We start from the raw sequence: 19,571 nt of genomic DNA on the forward strand, positions 1-19,571 counted from the left end.
TCTTTCCTAAAAAACAAGAAGTAATAGGGGATTAACCATGCGCAGCGAAGTCTTGCTGATACCCGGTCTTGTCCTGCTGCTGATCTGGAGCGCGGCGGCCTGGGATCTGCGGTCACGGCGCATCCCCAACGTTCTCGTTATGGCCGGGGCCGCGACAGGAATACTGCTGCACGGAGTGCTGGCGGGTTTCGGCGGTGTCCTGGCCGCCCTTTCCGGCCTGGCAGTCGGGCTTTTGATCCTGCTGCCGGGCTATTTATTCGGGTCCACTGGCGCCGGCGACGTCAAGTTGATGGCGGCGGTGGGCAGTTTTCTGGGTGTCAACGGCGTGTTTCTCGCCGGGCTGGCAAGCATCGCTGCGGGCGGGCTGATCGCTCTGGGATTTGCGGGCAGCGCGCTGTTTTCAAGCGCGTCGATCTCACCCTGGGCGCGTTACGGGCTGATGTTTAAAACCTTGGTTACCACCGGCCGGCCGATCTATATCGCGCCGGTTAAGGGCGAGGTGATGGGCCGGAAGTTTCCGTTTGCGGTATCGATCGCGCTCGGCACCACCGGGATTCTTTTCTGGCAAGCGAGCACCGTTGCAGGAGTCACGTCATGACATTCGATCTCGTTCAGTCAACGGCGGCGCTGACCGGAGACGCGGCCGGTGCCAAGGCGCCAGCGCGGCCCGGGTCGGTGGCGGAGACGGGGCTCGAGCTTCTTTACCTGGCCGATCTGCTCTCCAAGCAGCTTTTCGAACACGGGGTGCTGGACCTGCATCGGCTGAGCCGCGGCAGCGCGCTGTCGGGCGCGATCATCGAGGAGGTCTGCCACTTCCTGCGCGACGAGGGGCGCGTCGAGGTGCGCGGCGTCGGGGAACATGGCGCGCTGCGTTTCGGGCTGACCGACCGGGGGCGGGCAGGTGCGCTCGAGGCCTTTTCTCGTGACGGCTATGCGGGCATGGCCCCGGTGCCGCTGGAGGATTATGTCCGCCAGGTCAATGCCCAGGCGATGAGTGCGGTGGGTATCGGCCGCCGCGAGGTTCACGCGGCCTTCGCCGATACCGTGATCGCCCCCGAAAGGCTCGACCAGCTGGGCCCGGCGCTGCACTCCGGGCGCGCCATGTTCATCCACGGCGAGGCGGGTACCGGCAAGAGCTTTATCGCCAAGCGGCTGTCGCGGCTGCTGCCCGGCAGCGTGCTGGTGCCCCACGCCATTCTAGTAGCCGGCAAGGCACTGCGCTGCTTCGACCCCGCCGTGCACGAGCCGCTCGCGACGAGTGACGACTCGCCCATGGCGCGGCTCTACCTCGAGGACGGCCACGACCCGCGCTATATCCGTTGCCGCCGGCCATGCGTGATTACCGGGGGCGAGCTGACACTCGACATGCTCGACGTCCAGTACGACCCGGCCACGCGCGTCCATCACGCCCCCGTCCAGTTGCGCGCCAACAACGGCATGCTGGTGATCGACGACCTTGGGCGTCAGCGCATGGAGCCTATGGAGCTGTTCAACCGCTGGATCGTGCCGCTGGAAGAGGGCCACGACTACCTGACCCTGAGCAACGGCCAGCATTTCCAGGTGCCCTTCGACGTGGCGCTGGTGCTGTCCACCAACCTCGACCCCTTGGCACTGGCCGATCCGGCCTTCCTGCGCCGTATCGGCTACAAGATTCGCTTCACCCCGCTCGCCCGCGCCGAGTATCTCGGCATCTGGCAGCAGGAATGCGAGAAGCAGGCGCTGGGCTTCGATGCGGCGCTGGCAGGCGTTCTGGTCGACGACTGGCACCGGCGCGCTGGCGTGCCGCTGCTGCCTTGCCACCCGCGTGACCTGATCGGCCTGGCACAGGACTACCTGCGCTACCGGGAGTGTGAGCGCGAACAACTGACCCACGAGGCCCTGAGCTGGGCCTGGCATAACTACTTTGGTGAACTCGGCAACCCCGAGGGGGAGGCATCATGAAAAAGAAAGGCATCGTGTTGATGTTGGGCGTCTCGGTGATGATGGCCACCGGTGCGGCCATGCTGGCCAAGAGCTGGATGCAGGACAGGACCGGCGAGCGCGACGCCATGAACGACATGGCGCAGGTGGTGGTGGCGACCCTGCAGATTCCCTTCGGGGAAACGGTGCAGGCCTCCGATCTGCGCATGATCGAACTGCCCCCCGATGCCGTGCCCGCGGGCAGCTTCACGGATGTCGACAGCGTGATCGGCCGGGTCAGCAACCAGGTCATCTACCCCGGCGAGATCGTGCTCGAAGGGCGGGTCGCCGAGCATATGGGCGGCAGTGCCCTGGCCTCCTTGCTCGAGAAGGGCATGCGGGCGATGAGCGTGCGTGTCGATGACGTGGTCGGGGTGGCCGGCTTCCTGTTGCCGGGCAACCGGGTGGATGTGGTCTCGACCCGGCGCAACGGCGGTAACCGCAACCTCGAGTCGAAGACCATCCTGCGCAACATCAAGGTGCTCGCGGTCGACCAGACGGCCTCTCAGGAACGCGACGGGCCGATGATCGTGCGGGCGGTGACCGTCGAGGTGTCGCCGGACCAGGCCGAGACGCTCGTCGAGGCGACCCAGGAGGGCAAGGTCCAGCTGACGCTGCGCAACCCCTTTGAAAAGGAAGACGACGACGATGATTTCCTGGCGGCCCAGCGCAGCAGCCTGGGCGTGGCCGAACCCGCCCCGGTGGCGAAACCCAAGCCACGCGTGGTGCGGGCGCCCGTGCAGCGGCGGGTACAGGTGATCCGCGGCACCCAGCAGAGCTCGGTCAACGTCCGCAACTGACGGACCGGCATCGATAGCCACGATAAACACGATTCTCACGATAACCACAACGCAACACGTCTTGGCGGGGAAATGACATGCACAGGCAACGGATAACAAGCAAAGGGTGGTCGGTCGTCATCATGCTGTGGCTGGCCATCGGCGGGTCGTCACTGGCGATGGCACAGACCAGTGAGCGACGCGTGGCCATGCCGTACGAGGGGCGCCAGGTGGCGGTCGCGGTCGGCATCAACAAGTCGCAGGTCCTGGAGTTTCCTCGCTCGGTGCGCGTGGTATCGGTGGGCAACCCCGAGATCGCCGACATCGTGGTGATGGACTCACGGCAGATCTACGTATTGGGCAAGTCACTGGGGACCACCAATGTGGTGCTGTGGGACGAGCAAGAGCGGGTGCAGGGCGTGCTCAACGTCGCGGTGACCCACGATCTCGATGCCCTCAAGCGGCAGCTGCACGACATGCTGCCCGACGAGAACATCCAGGTGCAGTCGGCGCAGGGCAGCATCGTGCTCAGCGGTGAGGTGTCGAGCCCCGAGCGCATGGAGACCGCGCTGCGCCTGGCGAGCCGCTTCGCCGTTCCCGGCGAGGGAGAGGGCGAGACCGTGCTAAATCTGATGGAGGTCGGTGGCGCCCAGCAGGTCATGCTCGACGTCAAGGTCGCCGAGGTCTCGCGCTCGCTGGTCAAGCGGCTAGAAGCCAACTTCAACGTCTTCAACGTCGGCTCCTCGGCGCTGCGTCTCGGTGGCGCGGTGGGCGGTGCGAGTTTCCCGGATGCCGAATTCGCAGGCATCGGTGGTGGCGAGCGGATTCCGGTGTTTGGCGGGGGAACGCCCGTCGGGCCGGTCGTCAGCGAGTTTTCGCCCAGCATGGGCTCCATCGAGGACACCGGGATCTTCGCCAGTTACCAGCGTGGCGACTATCTGCTCAACCTGGTGCTCGATGCCGCCAACCGCGAAGGCATCGCCAAGATACTCGCCGAGCCCAACCTGACGACCCTGACCGGCCAGCAGGCGCAATTCCTGGCGGGGGGCGAGTTCCCGATCCCGGTTCCCCAGGGCGACGGGCAGATCACCATCGACCACAAGGAATTCGGCGTCGGCCTGCGCTTCCTGCCGGTGGTGCTGAATTCCGGCGCCATCAATCTAAAAGTCGATGTCTCGGTCTCCGACCTGGTGGCGGCCAATAGCCTGCAGATCGGCGTCGGTAGCCAGTCAAATGCCCAGTTCCTGGTGCCGGCACTCTCCACGCGCAGCGCCAGTTCGACCGTGGAGCTCGCCAGCGGCCAGACCATCGCCATCGCCGGCATGCTCAACGAGAGCCTGCGCGAGAACGTCTCGAAGTTCCCCGGACTCGGCGACCTGCCGGTGCTGGGGGCGATGTTCCGCAGCCAGGAGTTCGTCAAGGAACAGACCGAGCTGGTGATCTTCGTCACGCCCCGCCTGGCACGCGCCTACGACAGCGAGCAGGTACGGCTGCCAACCGGCTCGTTCGTGGCGCCCAGCGATGTCGAGTTCTACCTGCTCGGGCGCTCGACTGGCCAGGGCACCGATGGCTCGCCGGCGCCGCGCCGCGCCTCCGGTGTCGAACTGGAACTGATGTCCAGCCGGGACGACGGCGGTACGGAAGGCCGCTTCGGCCATGACCTCTAATGCTGACGCTTCGGGAGATCACCCCATGATTCGCTTTTCTGATGTTTTGCGCGCCTCGCAACGCGCCTCTCAACACACTTCTGCACCCACCGGGCTACGCGCATCGATACGGCTGAGCGTGCTGGCGGCATGTGGCGCCGCGTTGATGGGCTGCGCGGCGCAGCCTGGCGCCGACCTGCCGCCCTACGGCGACAGCGTGCGCCACATGAAAGAGCTTCAGGTTTACCAACCCGGCGATGAAGTGACACCGCTGAGCGGCGAAAAGGCGGCCGAGGCCATGCGCGCCTATCGCCAGCCGGCGAGCGGCACCCAGCGCGGCAGCATGAGCCCCGTCTTGCCATGACGCTCATCTCATGACGATCGACTGGCCAGACACGATAAGTGGCGATCCTTGCGCCTTCCAATTGGCGGTAGCCCGGCAACATACAGGTAGGAAAAACGGCATGCGTTATCGACTCAACATACTGCTGGCGGGACGCGCCCGCGACGAGCTTGGCTTCCTGGAGACGCTGTTGCGTAGCCAGGGCGATATCGACGTCACCACCAAGGTGATCGTCAATGGCCATGCCGACCCCTTGCATGACGTGACGCCGCTGCCCGACGCCCTGGTGTTGCTGGTCAGCGATCATTGGGAGGCCGAGCTGACGGCCCTCTGCGAGCGGGCGGCCAGCGAGCGGCCGACGCTGCTGGTGGTGGGGCCCAAGGGCAATGTCGAGCTGATTCGCCTGGCGATGCGCGCCGGAGCTCGCGATTTCTTCTCGCCGCCCATCGACGATGGCGAGATCACCCAGTTCATCCGTCAGCTGACCCGCGACCGGATCGTCGACCCCCAGCGCAAGTCGGCGCGCCTGACGGCGGTGATCAATGCCAAGGGGGGCTCGGGGGCCAGCGTGGTGGCTGCCAATCTGGCGCATATCCTCGCCTGCCGCGATCGGCGCACGATGCTGATCGACCTGGATGTGCAGTTCGGCTCGCTGCCGCTGTATCTCAACCTGACCCCCGAAAACGGCCTGGTGCGGGCCCTGGAAGCCGCCGACAGCCTGGATGAGGTGGCGCTGGAAGGCTATGTGCAGAGCCACGAGAGCGGGCTGGACCTGCTGGCGTCGTCTCCCGAGGACATGGTGACCATCGCCGAGGTGCCCGAGACGCGCATCGATCAATTGATCCAGGTACTCGGCCGGGCCTACGACGATGTCGTCGTTGACCTGCCGCGCTGGATCAGCGGGCCCACGGCCACGGTGCTCGAACGCTCCGATCACGTCCTGATGGTGATGGAGCAGAGTGTCGCGCACCTTCGCGATGCGCGTCGCCTGCGCGACATCCTGCGCCACGAACTGAGGCTGACGGCCACGCGGCTGACCATCGTCGTCAATCGTTACGACAAGCGTAATGCGGTGGGTCTCTCGGATATCCGCGAGACGATTCCGGGCGTGCCGGTGCTGACGCTGCCCAACGATTTTCGCCGGGTCACCCACAGCATCAACGTGGGAAGTCCGCTGCGTGAACAGTCGCGCAAGGCGCCGGTGACCCGCCAGCTTGGGGCGCTGGCCAGCTCGCTGGATAGCGACAGCCACTCGTCAACCACGCCCGAGCGCACCAAGAAAAAATGGCCGCTGCTGCGCTGGGCGCGGCATTAGTACCCGCATTAGTAGCGGCATGAATGGCGGCATTGATAACTCACTTAATAACTCACCAGGTAATCCTGGTTGAACCGAACAATGGCAGTATAGGGAGACAGGGCGATGAGCTTACGCGAAAGACTGGGCGGTGAAGGCAGTGCGGAAATGCCCCGCGCTTCCTGGGGACTCAAGGCCTCACGCAGTAGCGGTGAAGCGCTCACGCGCACCGAGCAGGAGTGCAAGCAGGCGCTGTTCCGCAAGCTGGTCAAGGTGCTGGATCTGTCGTTGCTGGGCAGTCTCGATGAGCGGGAGGCGCGGCTGCAGATCCAGCAGGTCTGCGAATCGCTCATGGGCGAAGAGGCGCTGCCGTTCAATGCCGCCGTGCGCCAGCGCATCGTCACCGAGCTGCAGGATGAGGTGCTGGGCCTGGGGCCGCTGGAAGCCCTGCTGGCCGACAAGACGGTCTCGGACATCCTGGTCAACGGCACGACGCCGATCTTCGTCGAGCGCAACGGCAAGCTCGAACAGACCACCTTGCGCTTCGACAGCGACCGTCACCTGATGACCATCATCGACCGCATCGTCTCGGGGGTAGGGCGGCGCATCGATGAATCCTCGCCGATGGTCGATGCACGACTCAAGGACGGCTCGCGCGTCAACGCCATAGTGCCGCCACTGGCCATCGACGGCCCCATGCTGTCGATCCGGCGCTTTGCGGTCGAGCGCCTGACCGTCGATAACCTCATCGAGACCGGTTCGCTGAATGCCGAAATCGCCCAGCTGCTGGAGGCGGTGGTCAAGTCACGGCTCAACGTGCTGGTGTCGGGGGGAACCGGCGCCGGCAAGACGACGATGCTGAATATCCTCTCGGGTTTCATTCCGCACCGCGAGCGCATCGTCACCATCGAGGACTCGGCCGAGCTGCAGCTGCAGCAGCCCCACGTGGTGCGTCTGGAAACCCGGCCGCCGAATATCGAGTCGCGGGGGGAGGTGACTCAGCGGGATCTGGTCCGCAACAGCCTGCGCATGCGCCCGGATCGCATCATCATCGGTGAGGTGCGTGGCAGCGAAGCCTTCGACATGCTGCAGGCGATGAACACCGGCCACGACGGCTCGTTGACCACCATCCACGCCAATACGCCGCGGGATGCATTGACGCGGATCGAGAGCATGGTGGCCATGAGCGGCTTCCAGTTGCCCGCCAAGGCGCTGCGCGCCCAGATCGCCTCGGCCATCAATGTCGTGTTGCAGGTCGAGCGCCTGGAGGATGGCAAGCGCCGGCTGGTCAGCGTGCAGGAAATCAATGGCCAGGAAGGCGACATCATCACCATGTCGGAGATCTTCCGCTTCGAGCGCAGCGGGGTCGACGAGGAAGGCAACGTCATCGGCGAGTATACCGCGACCGGCGTGGTGCCGGGCTTCTACGATCACCTGAAGCGCCGCGGCATGGCGCCGGGCCTCGAGGTGTTCCAGATCGGTGGGGGCCGGCGGTCATGGAGCTGAGCCGCTTCATTCCCGAGCTCTCCGACGGGGCGATCTTCATCGGCATGGTGTTCATCGCCGCCTTCCTGCTGATGCAGAGCTTCATCGTGCCGGCGTTCGGGGAGAACCGTCAGTCGCGCAAGCGACTCAAGAAGCGCCTGAATGAGATCTCGCGCGAGCAGGGCCCGCAGCAGGTGTCGTTGGTCAGGAAAAAATACCTGCGCGACCTCGGCCCGCTGGAGCGGGCGCTGGAATCGCTACCGGGCATGCAGCGCCTCGAGCGCCTGGTCGAACAGGCGGGCAAGGAAACACCGGCCTACCGCGTCGTGCTGTTTGCCGTCTGCCTGGGGGGCATTGCAGGGGTCACGGGATTTCACCTGCTGCCGAATCCGATGTTCGGGATCCTGCTCGGGCTGGCGGTGTGGGCTTTTCCCTTCATGCGCCTGCTGAGGGCACGCAGCCAGCGCCTGGCCAAGTTCGAGGAGCAGCTCCCCGAAGCGCTGATCGTGATGTCGCGGGCGCTGCGCGCCGGGCACCCGTTCAGCGATGCAATGCGCTTGGTCGCCGACGAGATGGCCGAGCCGGTCGCCGGGGAGTTTCGCACCACCTTCATGGAGATCAACTATGGCGGTGACGTGCGCAGCGCCATGAACGGACTGCTCGACCGTGTCGAGAGCGTCACGGTGATGGTGTTCGTGACCTCGGTGCTGATCCAGAAGGAGACCGGCGGCAATCTGGCCGAGCTGCTCGACGGCCTGGCCGCGGTGATCCGCGATCGGTTCCGCTTCCATCGCAAGCTGCGCACGCTGTCGGCCCAGGGAAAGATGGCCGCCTGGATACTCTCGCTGCTGCCGTTCGCGCTCGCGACGGTGCTGTCGTTGGTCAACCCCGATTTCATTCCCATGCTCACCCAGGACCCCACCGGCCGCCAATTGGTCATGGTGGCATTCGTGCTGATGATCATCGGCATTTTCTGGATGCGCAAGATTGTGCATATCGATGTATGAGGAGCGCCTGACATGGATGCGCTGATGCCCGTGATGACTTGGCTCGACGAACGAATCGCCGACCCGCAGATGGTACAGATGGCCTTTGCCGTGCTGCTGGGCCTGACCATCTTCGCCTTGATGATCGCCCTGCTGTTGCTGGTCGTGGGCCTGTCCGACCCCTTGCGACGGCGGCTGCGGGGGCTGGAAGCCGAAACGGCAGCGGCCTCGGCCGGTGGGGGCGGGGGTGCCTCCAAGCCGACGGGGGCGGTGTTCGGCCAGTGGCTGGGGCCGATGGGCGAACGCCTGGTCCCCACCGAAGAAGACGCCAGGAACCGCATCGCTCAGCGGCTGCGGCGTGCCGGCAAGCGCTCGCCCGGCGCCCTGAACGTCTTCTACGGGACGCGGCTGGCAATGACGGTCGTTCCGCCCTTGTTGATGATGGGAGTGGTGCTGCCCTTCGTGCGGGTGCCTGTCGCGACGAGCATCATCCTGTTGGTGGCGACGGCGCTCGCCGGATACCTGCTCCCGACCTTCTGGCTCGAGCGGGCGCTGAAGCAGCGTACCCGCCTGCTGCGACGCGGCTTGCCGGACGCCCTGGACCTGCTGGTGGTATGCACCGAGGCGGGGCTGGGGCTGGGCGCCGCCATCCAGCGCGTCGCCGGCGACCTGGAAGTCAGCCATCCGGAGCTTGCCGACGAACTGAACATGTTCAGCATGCAGACCCGCGCCGGCATGGATCACAAGGCGGCGCTGCGCGACCTGGAAGAGCGTACCGGGGTCGATGACATTCGCGGCCTGGTGACGACGTTGCTGCAGAGCATGCGCTTCGGCACCAGTATCGCCGCCACCCTGCGCCTCTATGCCGTGGAGCTTCGCGACAAGCGCACCCAGGAGGCCGAGGAATTGGCGGCCAAGGTCAGTACCAAGATGCTGTTCCCGCTGATCTTCTGTGTTTTCCCCAGTTTTTTCGTGGTGGCCATCGGGCCGCCGCTGCTCGGCGCCATGAGGGCATTGGCGGGTAATTGATCACAACAAGAAGCATTCACTTACGCAAGGTACCCGGGAGGGTTCGTCATGTCTCATCTGCATCGCACTACCAAGCTGTTCGCCGTCGTTCTGTGTGTCGTGGTGCTGGGCGGTTGTGCCAGCAACTCGCGAAATGGCGCCGGCAATGATTACGGCGTCCTCGACGATGGCGGCTCCAATGCTGCCTACAGCACGGCCTTTCCTGTCGTCTCGCCTGCCGAGGCCTACCAGAACGGCGAGGCGGCCATTCGTTCCGGCGACGATGACAGGGCACTGTTCGAATACCTGCGCGGCCTGAAACTGGAGAAACGTCCCCAGGCAGAGCCGCTATACCGCATCGGCACCATTCACCATGGTCGCGGGAATCATCAGCTGGCCAGCCTGGCGTATCGCTGGGCGCTGGATCTCGAGTCACGACACAGCGGCGCCGGGACGGGACTTGGCATCGTGCTGCTGCAGCAGCGCAAGCACGACGAGGCCGAGAGGCAGTTGCGGCCCATCGCGGCGCGCGGCGACGCGCCGTGGCAGGCCCACAATGCGCTGGGGGTGATTGCCGATATGCAGGGCAAGCACGACGAGGCATCCGAGCATTTCCGCCGCGCCCTGGCGGTCAGCCCCGGCATGCCACGCGTGCTCAATAACCTCGGCTACTCGCGGTACCTGGCGGGTGATTGGTCGGGAGCCCGCAAGTCGTTGCGCGAGGCGGTCAGTGTCAATCCGCGTTACGAGCTGGCCTGGCGCAACCTGGGATTGGTCTATGCCCGCGAAGGCGATTACGAATTCGCCGTCGAGGCGGTAGGGCGAAATGGCGACCGTGCCAAGGCCTATAACGACATTGGTTATATCTCGATGCTGGAAGGGCGCTTCGAGCAGGCAATGAGCCTTTACCAGGAAGCCATGCGCCTGTCGCCGGCCTATTACGTCACGGCCAGCGAGAATGCCCGCAGCCTGGATAACATGATGCGCCGCCAAGGCGGGCCGGTCGTCAATTAGCCGTGGCGCACAAGGAGATATCACCATGAAGATGGGGCGTTCGTTGCACAGGCAGAAGGGTTCCGAATTGGTGGAGTTCGCCATCTCGGCCACCGTGCTCTTCCTGCTGTTGTTCGGCATCATCGAGTTCAGCGTCGCCCTGTTCGACAAGGCGACACTGACCAATGCCAGCCGCGAGGGGGCGCGGACCGGGATTCTCTATCGTCCCGCAGATCCAGTCCTTGATACTCGCAACCTCCCGGAAGAGGATGCTGCTATCAAACAGGCGGTGCGTAATTACGCTGAAAAATATCTGATCTCGTTGGGGGGGCCGGCCCAGATGGATATCGACATTGATCGTTCAGATCCCGATATGTCGCCTGGTAGTTATGTCACTGTCGTGGTGGATTATCCCTACCAATATCTCGTGTTACCGGGCTTTATCGGTGACCTAGGGGGTGTGCTGAATTTGTCTGCCACCACTGTAATGAGAGCGGAATGAACATGAAACTATCTCTATCCAATACCCGTAGCCGTTTCGGCTCTCCCCGCCGCCAAGGTGGCGTCTCGATGGTGTTGTTGGCGGTCTCGCTGTTTATGTTGCTTGGCTTTACAGCCCTGGCAGTGGATGGCGGAAATCTCTATGTGGCCCGCAACGAGCTGCAGAACGCCGCCGATGCCGGGGCGCTGGCCGGGGCTCGCTTTCTGTATACAAATGATGGCAGTGCTGGAAATCCAGCCTATTACACTTACGCGAAGGAAGCTGTTGAGAAAAATTATAGCCAGAATACGCCCGTCGAAGACCTTGAAATAACACCTGGCCACTGGAGCTTCGGCTTGATGCCTGGTTCTTCGCCTGGTTTTACTCCATATAACGGAGGAATTTGGAGCGCGCCTATTTTAACCGGTGCTTCTACTGAAGAACTGGACAACGACCCTACTTTTATCAATGCCGTGAAAGTGGTCGCCGCTAGGAGCGATATAAAAGTGCAGACATTCTTTGGTAGCACACTCGGCCTTGACCCTTACGAAGCTTCGGCAAATGCAGTGGCCTATATCGGCTTTGCCGGGGCGTTGAGGCCGGAGGATACCGACCAGCCGATCGCCATGTGCAAGCAGGCTCTCATGGATGGCGAGGAATATTCCTGTGACGTGGGGCGTTTTATCCCCGAGGGCGACCAGACCGGTGGTTGGACAAACTTTGAACACGACGATAGCGGGGCGAGTAGCGCTAGCGAACTCAAGGACTTGATCTGCGGCGAAGGCAATCCCGACGAGTTGCGCTTTGGAGAGGACATTGCCACTAACAATGGTCAGGTCCAGGCAGCTTTCAAGGCACTGTACGACTGTTGGGAGCAGGAAACCGACAAGGAACGGCTATGGAGTCTGACGCTACCGGTGGTCGACTGCGAGGATGGCATCGCACCGAGCAACCCACTGGTCGGAGCCGTGGATCTCAATATTGCCTGGATCGTCGATCAGGACAACAAGATTGATGACGATGCGCCTCAGCAGATGGAGCTGCCCCCGGAAGACAGTGATGGCGTATCGCCCGGCACCTGGAGCAATGCCGACGCTGACGGGGTGACGCGTTGGGACGATTTCGTGGCCTCGATGAATATTCGTGATTCCGATGGCAGCCTGGCCGAGTGGAGTAGCGATCCTCAGGAAAGCGGCTGGCGTCAGAAGAGTATCTATTTCCTGCCAAGCTGTTCCTACCATGAGCCCAAGGGCCAGACGGGCGGAGAGAACTTCGGCATCCTGGCGCGTATTCCGGTACTGGTGGACTAGCGAATCGGCCTTCCTGGCCGATTCTCTCAGGAGCGATAGGGGGGAATATCGGGTTCAGGGACCTCGGGGCGTACCACGGATTTTATGTCGTCATCCTTGGGGGTGGGTTTTGGCGGAGTCGAACGCGAAAAAGACGAGTCGGTCATGTTCACCCGGTAGCGCGAGGGTGGCTGACCCACATAGCGCTGAAAGGTGCGGGTAAAATAGGACAGGTCGCTGAAGCCCACCGTAAAGCAGACGTCGGTGATCGACACCTTGGGGTTGGCCAGCAACCGCTTGGCCTCGGTGATGCGGCGGTGTAGCACGTAATCCTGAAAGGTGCTGCCGGTGAGGCGCTTGAACAGGCGACTGAACTGGAAGGTGCTGAGGTTGCAGCTGTCAGCCACCTCCGACTGGGCGATCTTGCGATGCAGGTTCTTGTCGATAAAGGTAAGGGCACGGTCGATATGCGCCTGACCGCTTTCCGGTGGGGGAGAACGCAGGCGCGCTTCATGGGGGATCGCATTCTGGCTATCCAGCGAACTGAACGGCTCAGGGTGCCCATGGGAGGGGGATGGATTTCCCGACAGCCTGGCGTCACGCAGGGATTCCAGCACGGCAAGAAAGCGTGGCATATCGATGGGGTGAACGAAGTAATCCCAGACGCGGCAGCGAAAGGCCCAGACGGCAAGGTGCTCGGAGTGCGCCTGGGTGATCATCAGCAGCGGCACCGAGGCGACACGCTGCTTGGCATGGCGCAAGTCAGTGAGTCCTTGCTGATCCGGGTAGTCGAACTGGAAGCACGCGGCGATAGGCGGGCCTGCCTCCATGATGGGAATGGGATCCTCGCCGGCCGGCACTACCTTAACTCTATAGCCCTGTTTTCGCATGACTTTCACGTAATCATCGTCATTAGCTTGCTGTAGGTTTCTGACGACAATCAAGACATAATCATGGCATTGCATTCGACCTCCCTCACGGTTTCTTGCTTCCGTTATTATTCAACTTATTGTTTTTATTTATATTTACTGGCAGGGTTGGATGGCTTACATGGCATTAAAGTTGCTTAATTTTCTATATATTATAGTAGGCATTCTTGTTATTTTCTGGCAAGGCATATCGCCCTTTGTTTTCTGAAAAATAATTCAAAGGCATGAGGTCTTCCTCCCTTAAGACGTGAGGCGCGTATCACAGTCGCTCATGCAAGCCCGCCAATTAAGGCTGCATCGTCCTCTGATGGTGGCCTCTCGCTATTCTGATAGACTTCCTGCCGCTTTCCTCGACAACCCCGATGGTGACGAAGCATGACCTCCCAACTCGATGTCGTGGTGATCGGCGCTGGTGCGGCCGGCCTGATGTGTGCGCTGACGGCCGGCTATGCGGGCCGGCGCGTGCTGGTGCTGGATCATGCCAACAAGGCCGGCAAGAAGATTCTGATGTCTGGAGGGGGGCGCTGTAATTTCACTAACTTGGCCACCGAGCCGGCGAATTTTTTCTCGGCCAATCCCCATTTCGCAATCTCGGCGCTCAAGCGCTATCGGCCGGAGCATTTCGTCGAACTGGTCGAGCGTCACGGCGTCGACTATGTGGAAAAGGCGCCAGGTCAGCTCTTCTGTGCGGACTCGGCCAAGGCGTTATTGAATGTCTTGCTGACCGAGTGTCAGTGGGCCGGTGTCGACATCCGCCTCAAGACGGTGGTGGAGCGCATCGAGCAAGCGGGCGAAGGCATGCGCCTGGCAACATCGTCGGGACGTATCGATACCGGGGCCGTCGTGGTGGCGACCGGGGGCCTGTCGATTCCTTCCATGGGCGCGAGCGGCTTCGGCTATGACATCGCCCGCCAGTTCGGGTTGGAAGTCAGCGAGACTCGTCCCGCATTGGTGCCCTTTACCCTCACCTCTCAGTGGAAGTCGCGCGTGGCGGATCTGGCGGGTGTCAGTTGCGATGTCAGCGTGAGTTGTCGAAACCGCGACTACCATGAGCCAATGTTGTTTACGCATCGGGGGCTGTCGGGCCCGGCGATGCTGCAGATATCGAGTGTCTGGATGCCTGGCGATGAACTCACCATCGACTTGTTGCCCGGTATCGATGTTTACTCGGCGCTGACAGCGGCGCGTCGCCAAACGCCCAGGCGCCGCCTCTCGGGCTGGCTTGCCGAGCAGTTGCCCAAGCGGCTCGCCCAGGCATTGATCGAGTGGTACGGGGCCGACGGCATGCTGGCCGAGCGCTCCAATCATGAGCTTTTCGCATGGGCCGAGCGGCTGAAGGCCTGGCGTCTCAAACCTGCCGGAACGGAGGGGTGGCGAACCGCCGAAGTCACGATGGGAGGGATCGATACGCGAGCGATCTCATCGCGGAGCTTTGAAGTCGTGTCGCTGCCCCCATTACGTTTCATTGGCGAGGTGCTGGATGTCACCGGCGAACTCGGCGGGCACAACTTCCAATGGGCCTGGGCATCGGGGGTCGCGTGTGGGGAGTCGCTATAATTATTTTTGCCGTTCTACAGCCTTTGGGTGTTCTACCGCACGGAAAATAGGGCGACGATGTCTTATACTTTGGTGGATGTAATAAAAAGTGTCGCCACGACAAGGAAGTACGCGCTGTCATCGTGGGGCTGGCGCTTCTACATCACTGGCGAAAGCAGCATTAAGCCTCTGAGGTGATGTTCGGAGGTAATGTGTGCTAGATAGCGCCTTTACTTGAGTGTAATTCCACTTGAGTTAGTTCATGACAAGGAGATATTAGATGAGCGCTGAAAGGTCCAAGACAGACGTCAATCAGGCTACCGAGCAAGCCACCGAGCAGTTCGACAAATCCGTCGCCGAGCCGGCGCGCGCCTACGGGGCACTGACCACCGATTATTTTGAGCAATTGTTCTCGGCACAGTTCGATGCCGTTCGCGCCTTTGCAGACACCAGTTTGGCGCAATCCCGCTCCTGGCTCGAGGTCAAGGATGCAGACAGTCTTCGCCAGGTGATCGAGGAGCAGCAGAAGGCCGTCCAGGAGATGAGTGAGCGATTGAAGGAAGACGCTGACAAGATCCGGTCGTTGAGCCAGGATTACCTGAAGGAGACTCAGCAGCTGACGATGGAGAGTATGCAGACGGGCCGCAAGCAGCTCGAGGAAAACATGCAGAAGGGCCAGAAGCAGTTTCAGGACAACCTTCAGAAGGGTCAGGATCAAGTAGAAGATAGCCTTCAGAAGGGTAAGGAAGACACTGATAATACTCAGCAGAAAAGCCAGCAGCAGACCGACAAGAGCAAGAAGTCGACCAGCAGCTAGGACAAGTGACTCGTTGACTCGAGCTCGATGCTTGCAGGGCCGCCTTCCCCAGGAAGGCGGCCCTTTTGATGTGTATGTGCCACTAGATGTTTCGGCCTTGATGAGGCAGAGGCGGCAACGTCGAGTCGTGAGAAGATCGCAGTGGGAGCGTCAAAGAGTGAATCAGAGAAAACGCCCGCCGGAGGCGACGGCCACGGTGACGAGACCCAGGCCCAGGTTGAGGCCAATCAGCCGACGTATTTTACCGAGTTGCTTGGCGCCGGCTGCCCAGTCTTCCTCGCTCACGGCGCGCCCCAGACGCGAATAGGGGGCAAACCAGATATGCAGAAAGATCGCCATCATGGCGAGTCCGGTAATCAGCATCAGATGAACATGCCAACCCGCGCCTGCCATACCGCCATAGACTCCGAAGAGTACCCAGAACCCGGTGACGAGCAGGGTGATAACGGCGCCCCATACCCAGGGGAAGAAACGCCGAAATACCCCCAGCCATAGCAATAGCCTGACGGGAGGCTCCAGCAACGTCGCGGCTACCGGTCTAAGGATCAGCCAGGCGAAGAACATTCCGCCGACCCAGATGACAGCGGCGAGCAGGTGCAGGGCGAGAGCGATGGCCATTGCGAGCTCCTATCAACACGACGATGGCGGTGGGTCACGCTGGCTCCGTTCGCGAAACAAGCACGACGTCATCCAAGCATGCGCAGTAGGTGACGTGCTCGATTGAACAGGATTATGCCACCCTCCACGCGGTGGGTGAGGCGGGCCAGCGAGCCGGGTTTACGCGACCCGCGAAGCAGCAGAAACCCGCCGATGGCATAGAGCGGCGTCTTGAAACGCATCAGCCCTCGCCATGCATCGTCAATCGGGCGACTGGCCTCTCGCCAGCGACTCGCTTCCACCAGGATGTCGATGCGTTGCTGTTCAATGCTGGCCTCAAGCCGTGCCTTGCGTTCGGCACGGCTCATGGGCTCGACGTTGGTGACAACAGGGGGACGTTGCGCATTGGCTTTACGTATCACGCCGATACTCCAACAACTCTCGGTCGGTAGCCAGGTGGGTCAATGTGCTGGCCAGCAGGGTGCGGCGACGCGCCAGTCGCATCACCCAAGCGGCTACGCCAATGCCGCTGAGTAGCAGTACCGCGGCACTGGCAGCGATGGCCGTCAGACGGTGGCTTTCCCAGAAGATCACGATGACCAGAGTGGTCAACGCCCCCAAGCCCAGCAACAACAGGATCAAGCTCAGTCCGGACAGCAACAGTAGCGTCACTAGCCGCGCGCGTTCTTCCTCGAGTTCCAGCACCGCGAGACGCAAGCGCGTCTCGCCAGTGGCCAGCAGGCTGATCATCAGGCGCTTGCCGGCAGTGAAAAGGCGAAGCGTCGGCCCCAGGCTTGATGCCATCAGCGCCGCCCGATAAGCATACCGATGAGGACCCCTACGCCGGTACCGATGCCGATGCTGGTCCAAGGGTTCTGGTGCACATAGGTGTCCAGTACATCGGCCTGCTCGGTAACGCTATCGCGTGCTTCACCATAAAGCCGCTCGCCTCGAGCCTCGAGGCGAGCGCGGGTATTCTTGAGATGGGTCTCTGCCCGACTCCGTAACTCCTTGATGTTGCTCCTGGAGTCGTCGGCGGTGGCATTCACGAGTTCTTCAACAGTCTGCGTAAGGTGCTGCAGGTCTTCTCTCAATTGCTTGGTGGATTCACTAGCATGGGGCAGGCGATTAGCCATCTGGGTCTTCCTTTGACGGTGAATGACACACCCAGCATAGCAGCAGCAGGGGTGAGTTCAATGCGCTTTCCCTTGGGTGAGACACATTCAATGATCGAGACCATTACCCGAAAACAATGGGTTGAGGCTAAAGCCGATTCCAAGGCGATCGGTACGATGATCGTAATCGATCAGACTCTCGCCATAGCCTGAATAGTACTGCACATGTCCGCGGACGTTGCCGAAGAGAGGCCAGGAATAGTCGAGCTGGGCTCCCATGTTGCCGTGGCGAGGGCTGCCCCTTACCAGCATGCTGATTTCCTGGTCGGTATTGAAGCGGTGGGCCACCGTGACATCGCCATAGCCCATGTAGTGATGGATATCGGGGTTGTCATCATCCGCCTCGGTCTCGGGTATTCGCCAGTGCGGGGCTACCGTCACCGCCCAGTCATCGTTGAGGAAGGTCGACTGCAGCGTGAGGCGATTCCAGCTGCGCGACTGGTCGACGGAGCGCCCGTTGGACTGGTGATTAAAACCCAGCCGATTATTGATGTTCGTCCAGCCCAGCAGCGACCAACGGGTATCAAAGTCGATGAAGACTTCTGGCTCGTAGTTCGTCTCACGAAAGGGAGAAGAGGCATCGGTATTATAGGCTTGCCACCAGCTGCGCTGGGTGTAAGCGAAGTACAGATCCCCTCCCGCGTCACCGAAGAAGTCATCGACCAGGCCGAACTTGGCACTGAACTGAAACTTGACCTCGGCACGATCGGGATCGCCAGCGCTGAAGCCCTGGTCGTTGGTATTGAGATTATAGGTGAGTGGCAGCAAATAGTTGCGCCGGTGAGTCGTGATCGAGAACGGATTCAGGGCGGATTCCTTCTCGAGCTCGCGGCGTTCCTGGACACTCGCCAACTCCTCCTCTTCGGGGGCTGGCGAGACATCTGGGTCTTGTGAGGCAGGTGCGGCCTGTAATGAATCGGAAGAAGGGGCGGAGTGCCTTTGCCCCTCGCTCAGCTGACGATGCAGCGATTCGAGCTCACTATTGAGGCTTTCGATGCGTGACTGAATCTCGGCACGCTCTGCCTCGGAAAGCGGTTGCGATTGTGCTTGCACCGCCAATGTCTGCAACCCGAGGGTCAGCGAAAGGGCCAGCAGTGCGAGTGAGCGTGTCACATTCATTGTATCGACGACCCCATGAAGCGTGTGAGCGATGTTTCTACCATTCCGTGTCGCCAAGTCAACCGTTTGCTCCCATTGTCTTGTGGCTATTGTCTTGTGGCTACGCTAAGCCGAAATCGATGGGTGCCTTATTCGACCGTAGCGCCGGGAGGTTGATGAAAGTAAGGCGATATAGATTACCCTCATTCGCGTGGCGGGTCAGGAATATTGCGCTATGGTCGAATCCCCACAGAGGCGACCGAGCCTGGGCAGGTTCATTCGCGTTGGGCGTACAGCAAAAATTCCTGATTGCCGTCGCCACCCAGTAACGGGCTGGGTTGCCAATGTTGAATTCGCAGGCTGTTTTCCTCACAGCAGCGGCGGATGCGGCTTTCAACTTCACGGTGTCGACTGGCGGGGTCTTTCACCAGGCCGCGGGCATTCACGCCGTTAGGCCCGACTTCAAATTGTGGCTTCACCAGACTCAACAGCCTACCGCCCGGCGAAAGCAGGGCAGCAAGCGCTGGCAGAATCAGGGTCTGGGAGATGAACGAAACGTCCATTAAGGCAAGGTCGGGCGCGTTCGTTCCATGGTGCGACAGGGCGCCGAGAAGGCGTGCATCGGTGGCCATGGTACGGGCATTCATGCCCTCCAGGCAGGTCACCCGCGGGTCGCGTCGAAGCGCCGGATCGAGTTGTCCATGACCGACGTCCACTCCGATCACATGGCGTGCGCCATAGCGCAGCGCGCAGTCGGTGAAGCCGCCGGTGGATTGCCCCACATCCAGTACCCGCATGTCATCCAGACGCAGGCCGAGATCATCGAGCAACGCCTCGAGCTTTAGGCCACTGCGTGACACGAAGCGATCTTCCGGGTCGTCGGTGACCAGCAGCCGGGTATCGTCAGCCAACTTTTCTCCTGGCTTGGTCAGGAGGCGATAATCGTCGGCCAGGCTCACCCGACCGTGACGGATCAACCGCTGGGCCCGGGTGCGTGAGCGGGCCAGACCCTGTGAGATGAGGAGCTGATCGAGGCGTGGCATGACGAAATCCTGAGACGAGTCGCGCGACCGGCAGTATGGCATACTGGATTGATTAGCCGGTTAACGAAGGCGTCAAGGATGTGCAGCAGATAATTAGAGTCGCGCTGGCTGCG

Annotated in this window: 21 protein-coding genes; 14 read left to right on the forward strand and 7 right to left on the reverse strand. The window is 61.7% G+C overall.

Annotation, left to right across the window (positions count from 1 at the left end; genetic code table 11):
- Positions 1–37: 37 nt before the first annotated feature.
- The 12 genes from KG088_RS16660 (at position 38) to KG088_RS16715 (ending at position 12,284) form a co-directional block, all read left to right on the forward strand.
- A complete protein-coding gene (locus KG088_RS16660; protein WP_213827308.1) occupies positions 38–598 on the forward strand; it encodes an A24 family peptidase in 561 nt (186 codons plus the stop codon).
- Entirely contained in the window at positions 595–1,941 is a 1,347-nt protein-coding gene (locus KG088_RS16665; protein ID WP_213827310.1) for a P-loop NTPase family protein, read from the forward strand. The genes KG088_RS16660 and KG088_RS16665 overlap by 4 nt, the downstream gene beginning before the upstream one ends.
- Complete coding sequence (gene cpaB, locus KG088_RS16670) at positions 1,938–2,759, forward strand: Flp pilus assembly protein CpaB (protein ID WP_213827312.1); 822 nt, start codon at positions 1,938–1,940, stop codon at positions 2,757–2,759. Before KG088_RS16665 ends, cpaB begins: the two co-directional genes overlap by 4 nt.
- 122 nt (positions 2,760–2,881) lie before the next feature.
- A complete protein-coding gene (locus KG088_RS16675) occupies positions 2,882–4,405 on the forward strand; it encodes a type II and III secretion system protein family protein (RefSeq protein ID WP_250148324.1) in 1,524 nt (507 codons plus the stop codon).
- Between the two features lie 25 nt (positions 4,406–4,430).
- Complete coding sequence (locus KG088_RS16680; RefSeq protein WP_213827314.1) at positions 4,431–4,748, forward strand: hypothetical protein; 318 nt, start codon at positions 4,431–4,433, stop codon at positions 4,746–4,748.
- 100 nt (positions 4,749–4,848) lie between these two features.
- Positions 4,849–6,042, forward strand: coding sequence for an AAA family ATPase (locus tag KG088_RS16685; RefSeq protein WP_213827316.1), 1,194 nt, complete (start codon positions 4,849–4,851; stop codon positions 6,040–6,042).
- A 105-nt stretch (positions 6,043–6,147) separates the two neighbouring features.
- On the forward strand, positions 6,148–7,527 hold the full coding sequence (locus tag KG088_RS16690; RefSeq protein ID WP_250148325.1) for a CpaF family protein: 1,380 nt from the start codon (positions 6,148–6,150) through the stop codon (positions 7,525–7,527).
- Complete coding sequence (locus tag KG088_RS16695; protein WP_213827318.1) at positions 7,518–8,513, forward strand: type II secretion system F family protein; 996 nt, start codon at positions 7,518–7,520, stop codon at positions 8,511–8,513. The genes KG088_RS16690 and KG088_RS16695 overlap by 10 nt, the downstream gene beginning before the upstream one ends.
- A gap of 12 nt (positions 8,514–8,525) precedes the next feature.
- Positions 8,526–9,521 (forward strand): type II secretion system F family protein, encoded by a 996-nt coding sequence (locus KG088_RS16700; RefSeq protein ID WP_250148326.1) that lies wholly within the window; start codon positions 8,526–8,528, stop codon positions 9,519–9,521.
- Positions 9,522–9,569: 48 nt separating this feature from the next.
- Positions 9,570–10,514, forward strand: a complete 945-nt coding sequence (locus KG088_RS16705) for a tetratricopeptide repeat protein (RefSeq protein WP_213827320.1) — start codon at positions 9,570–9,572, stop codon at positions 10,512–10,514.
- 25 nt (positions 10,515–10,539) lie between these two features.
- Positions 10,540–10,995 (forward strand): TadE family protein, encoded by a 456-nt coding sequence (locus tag KG088_RS16710; protein ID WP_213827322.1) that lies wholly within the window; start codon positions 10,540–10,542, stop codon positions 10,993–10,995.
- Positions 10,992–12,284: a pilus assembly protein TadG-related protein gene (locus tag KG088_RS16715; RefSeq protein WP_213827324.1), complete on the forward strand. Its 1,293-nt coding sequence runs from the start codon at positions 10,992–10,994 to the stop codon at positions 12,282–12,284. The genes KG088_RS16710 and KG088_RS16715 overlap by 4 nt, the downstream gene beginning before the upstream one ends.
- 26 nt (positions 12,285–12,310) lie before the next feature.
- Here the strand turns inward: KG088_RS16715 and KG088_RS16720 are convergent, their stop codons facing one another.
- A complete protein-coding gene (locus KG088_RS16720) occupies positions 12,311–13,153 on the reverse strand; it encodes a helix-turn-helix domain-containing protein (protein ID WP_213827326.1) in 843 nt (280 codons plus the stop codon).
- Positions 13,154–13,567: 414 nt separating this feature from the next.
- On the opposite strand from KG088_RS16720, the gene KG088_RS16725 reads away from it, so the two are divergent.
- Both KG088_RS16725 and KG088_RS16730 read left to right on the forward strand, forming a co-directional pair.
- Complete coding sequence (locus KG088_RS16725; RefSeq protein WP_213827328.1) at positions 13,568–14,749, forward strand: BaiN/RdsA family NAD(P)/FAD-dependent oxidoreductase; 1,182 nt, start codon at positions 13,568–13,570, stop codon at positions 14,747–14,749.
- Positions 14,750–15,008: 259 nt separating this feature from the next.
- Positions 15,009–15,545: a phasin family protein gene (locus KG088_RS16730; RefSeq protein WP_213827330.1), complete on the forward strand. Its 537-nt coding sequence runs from the start codon at positions 15,009–15,011 to the stop codon at positions 15,543–15,545.
- Positions 15,546–15,707: 162 nt separating this feature from the next.
- Here the strand turns inward: KG088_RS16730 and KG088_RS16735 are convergent, their stop codons facing one another.
- From KG088_RS16735 to KG088_RS16760, 6 genes are all read right to left on the reverse strand, one after another.
- Entirely contained in the window at positions 15,708–16,163 is a 456-nt protein-coding gene (locus KG088_RS16735) for a CopD family protein (protein WP_213827332.1), read from the reverse strand.
- Positions 16,164–16,231: 68 nt separating this feature from the next.
- Positions 16,232–16,564 carry a YqjK family protein gene (locus KG088_RS16740; protein ID WP_319941465.1) on the reverse strand — a complete coding sequence of 111 codons (333 nt, stop codon included), beginning with the start codon at positions 16,562–16,564 and terminating at the stop codon, positions 16,232–16,234.
- Complete coding sequence (locus KG088_RS16745) at positions 16,554–16,946, reverse strand: phage holin family protein (protein ID WP_213827334.1); 393 nt, start codon at positions 16,944–16,946, stop codon at positions 16,554–16,556. Before KG088_RS16745 ends, KG088_RS16740 begins: the two co-directional genes overlap by 11 nt.
- The gene (locus tag KG088_RS16750) at positions 16,946–17,278 is read right to left on the reverse strand and encodes a DUF883 family protein (RefSeq protein WP_213827336.1); all 333 of its coding nucleotides are present in this window, start codon (positions 17,276–17,278) and stop codon (positions 16,946–16,948) included. Before KG088_RS16750 ends, KG088_RS16745 begins: the two co-directional genes overlap by 1 nt.
- 87 nt (positions 17,279–17,365) lie before the next feature.
- A complete protein-coding gene (locus KG088_RS16755; protein ID WP_213827338.1) occupies positions 17,366–18,436 on the reverse strand; it encodes a phospholipase A in 1,071 nt (356 codons plus the stop codon).
- A 254-nt stretch (positions 18,437–18,690) separates the two neighbouring features.
- Entirely contained in the window at positions 18,691–19,458 is a 768-nt protein-coding gene (locus KG088_RS16760; protein WP_213827339.1) for a TlyA family RNA methyltransferase, read from the reverse strand.
- Between the last annotated feature and the right edge of the window lie 113 nt (positions 19,459–19,571).

The sequence above is a fragment of the Halomonas jincaotanensis genome (assembly GCF_018448785.1).
Taxonomy (GTDB): Bacteria; Pseudomonadota; Gammaproteobacteria; order Pseudomonadales; family Halomonadaceae; genus Halomonas; species Halomonas jincaotanensis.

Coding starts and splice junctions, on each gene's coding strand:
- KG088_RS16660 (WP_213827308.1), top strand. CDS start 38: ATGCGCAGCGAAGTCTTGCTGATACCCGGTCTTGTCCTGCTGCTGATC.
- KG088_RS16665 (WP_213827310.1), top strand. CDS start 595: ATGACATTCGATCTCGTTCAGTCAACGGCGGCGCTGACCGGAGACGCG.
- cpaB (WP_213827312.1), top strand. CDS start 1,938: ATGAAAAAGAAAGGCATCGTGTTGATGTTGGGCGTCTCGGTGATGATG.
- KG088_RS16675 (WP_250148324.1), top strand. CDS start 2,882: ATGCTGTGGCTGGCCATCGGCGGGTCGTCACTGGCGATGGCACAGACC.
- KG088_RS16680 (WP_213827314.1), top strand. CDS start 4,431: ATGATTCGCTTTTCTGATGTTTTGCGCGCCTCGCAACGCGCCTCTCAA.
- KG088_RS16685 (WP_213827316.1), top strand. CDS start 4,849: ATGCGTTATCGACTCAACATACTGCTGGCGGGACGCGCCCGCGACGAG.
- KG088_RS16690 (WP_250148325.1), top strand. CDS start 6,148: ATGAGCTTACGCGAAAGACTGGGCGGTGAAGGCAGTGCGGAAATGCCC.
- KG088_RS16695 (WP_213827318.1), top strand. CDS start 7,518: ATGGAGCTGAGCCGCTTCATTCCCGAGCTCTCCGACGGGGCGATCTTC.
- KG088_RS16700 (WP_250148326.1), top strand. CDS start 8,526: ATGGATGCGCTGATGCCCGTGATGACTTGGCTCGACGAACGAATCGCC.
- KG088_RS16705 (WP_213827320.1), top strand. CDS start 9,570: ATGTCTCATCTGCATCGCACTACCAAGCTGTTCGCCGTCGTTCTGTGT.
- KG088_RS16710 (WP_213827322.1), top strand. CDS start 10,540: ATGAAGATGGGGCGTTCGTTGCACAGGCAGAAGGGTTCCGAATTGGTG.
- KG088_RS16715 (WP_213827324.1), top strand. CDS start 10,992: ATGAACATGAAACTATCTCTATCCAATACCCGTAGCCGTTTCGGCTCT.
- KG088_RS16720 (WP_213827326.1), bottom strand. CDS start 13,153: ATGCGAAAACAGGGCTATAGAGTTAAGGTAGTGCCGGCCGGCGAGGAT.
- KG088_RS16725 (WP_213827328.1), top strand. CDS start 13,568: ATGACCTCCCAACTCGATGTCGTGGTGATCGGCGCTGGTGCGGCCGGC.
- KG088_RS16730 (WP_213827330.1), top strand. CDS start 15,009: ATGAGCGCTGAAAGGTCCAAGACAGACGTCAATCAGGCTACCGAGCAA.
- KG088_RS16735 (WP_213827332.1), bottom strand. CDS start 16,163: ATGGCCATCGCTCTCGCCCTGCACCTGCTCGCCGCTGTCATCTGGGTC.
- KG088_RS16745 (WP_213827334.1), bottom strand. CDS start 16,946: ATGGCATCAAGCCTGGGGCCGACGCTTCGCCTTTTCACTGCCGGCAAG.
- KG088_RS16750 (WP_213827336.1), bottom strand. CDS start 17,278: ATGGCTAATCGCCTGCCCCATGCTAGTGAATCCACCAAGCAATTGAGA.
- KG088_RS16755 (WP_213827338.1), bottom strand. CDS start 18,436: ATGAATGTGACACGCTCACTCGCACTGCTGGCCCTTTCGCTGACCCTC.
- KG088_RS16760 (WP_213827339.1), bottom strand. CDS start 19,458: ATGCCACGCCTCGATCAGCTCCTCATCTCACAGGGTCTGGCCCGCTCA.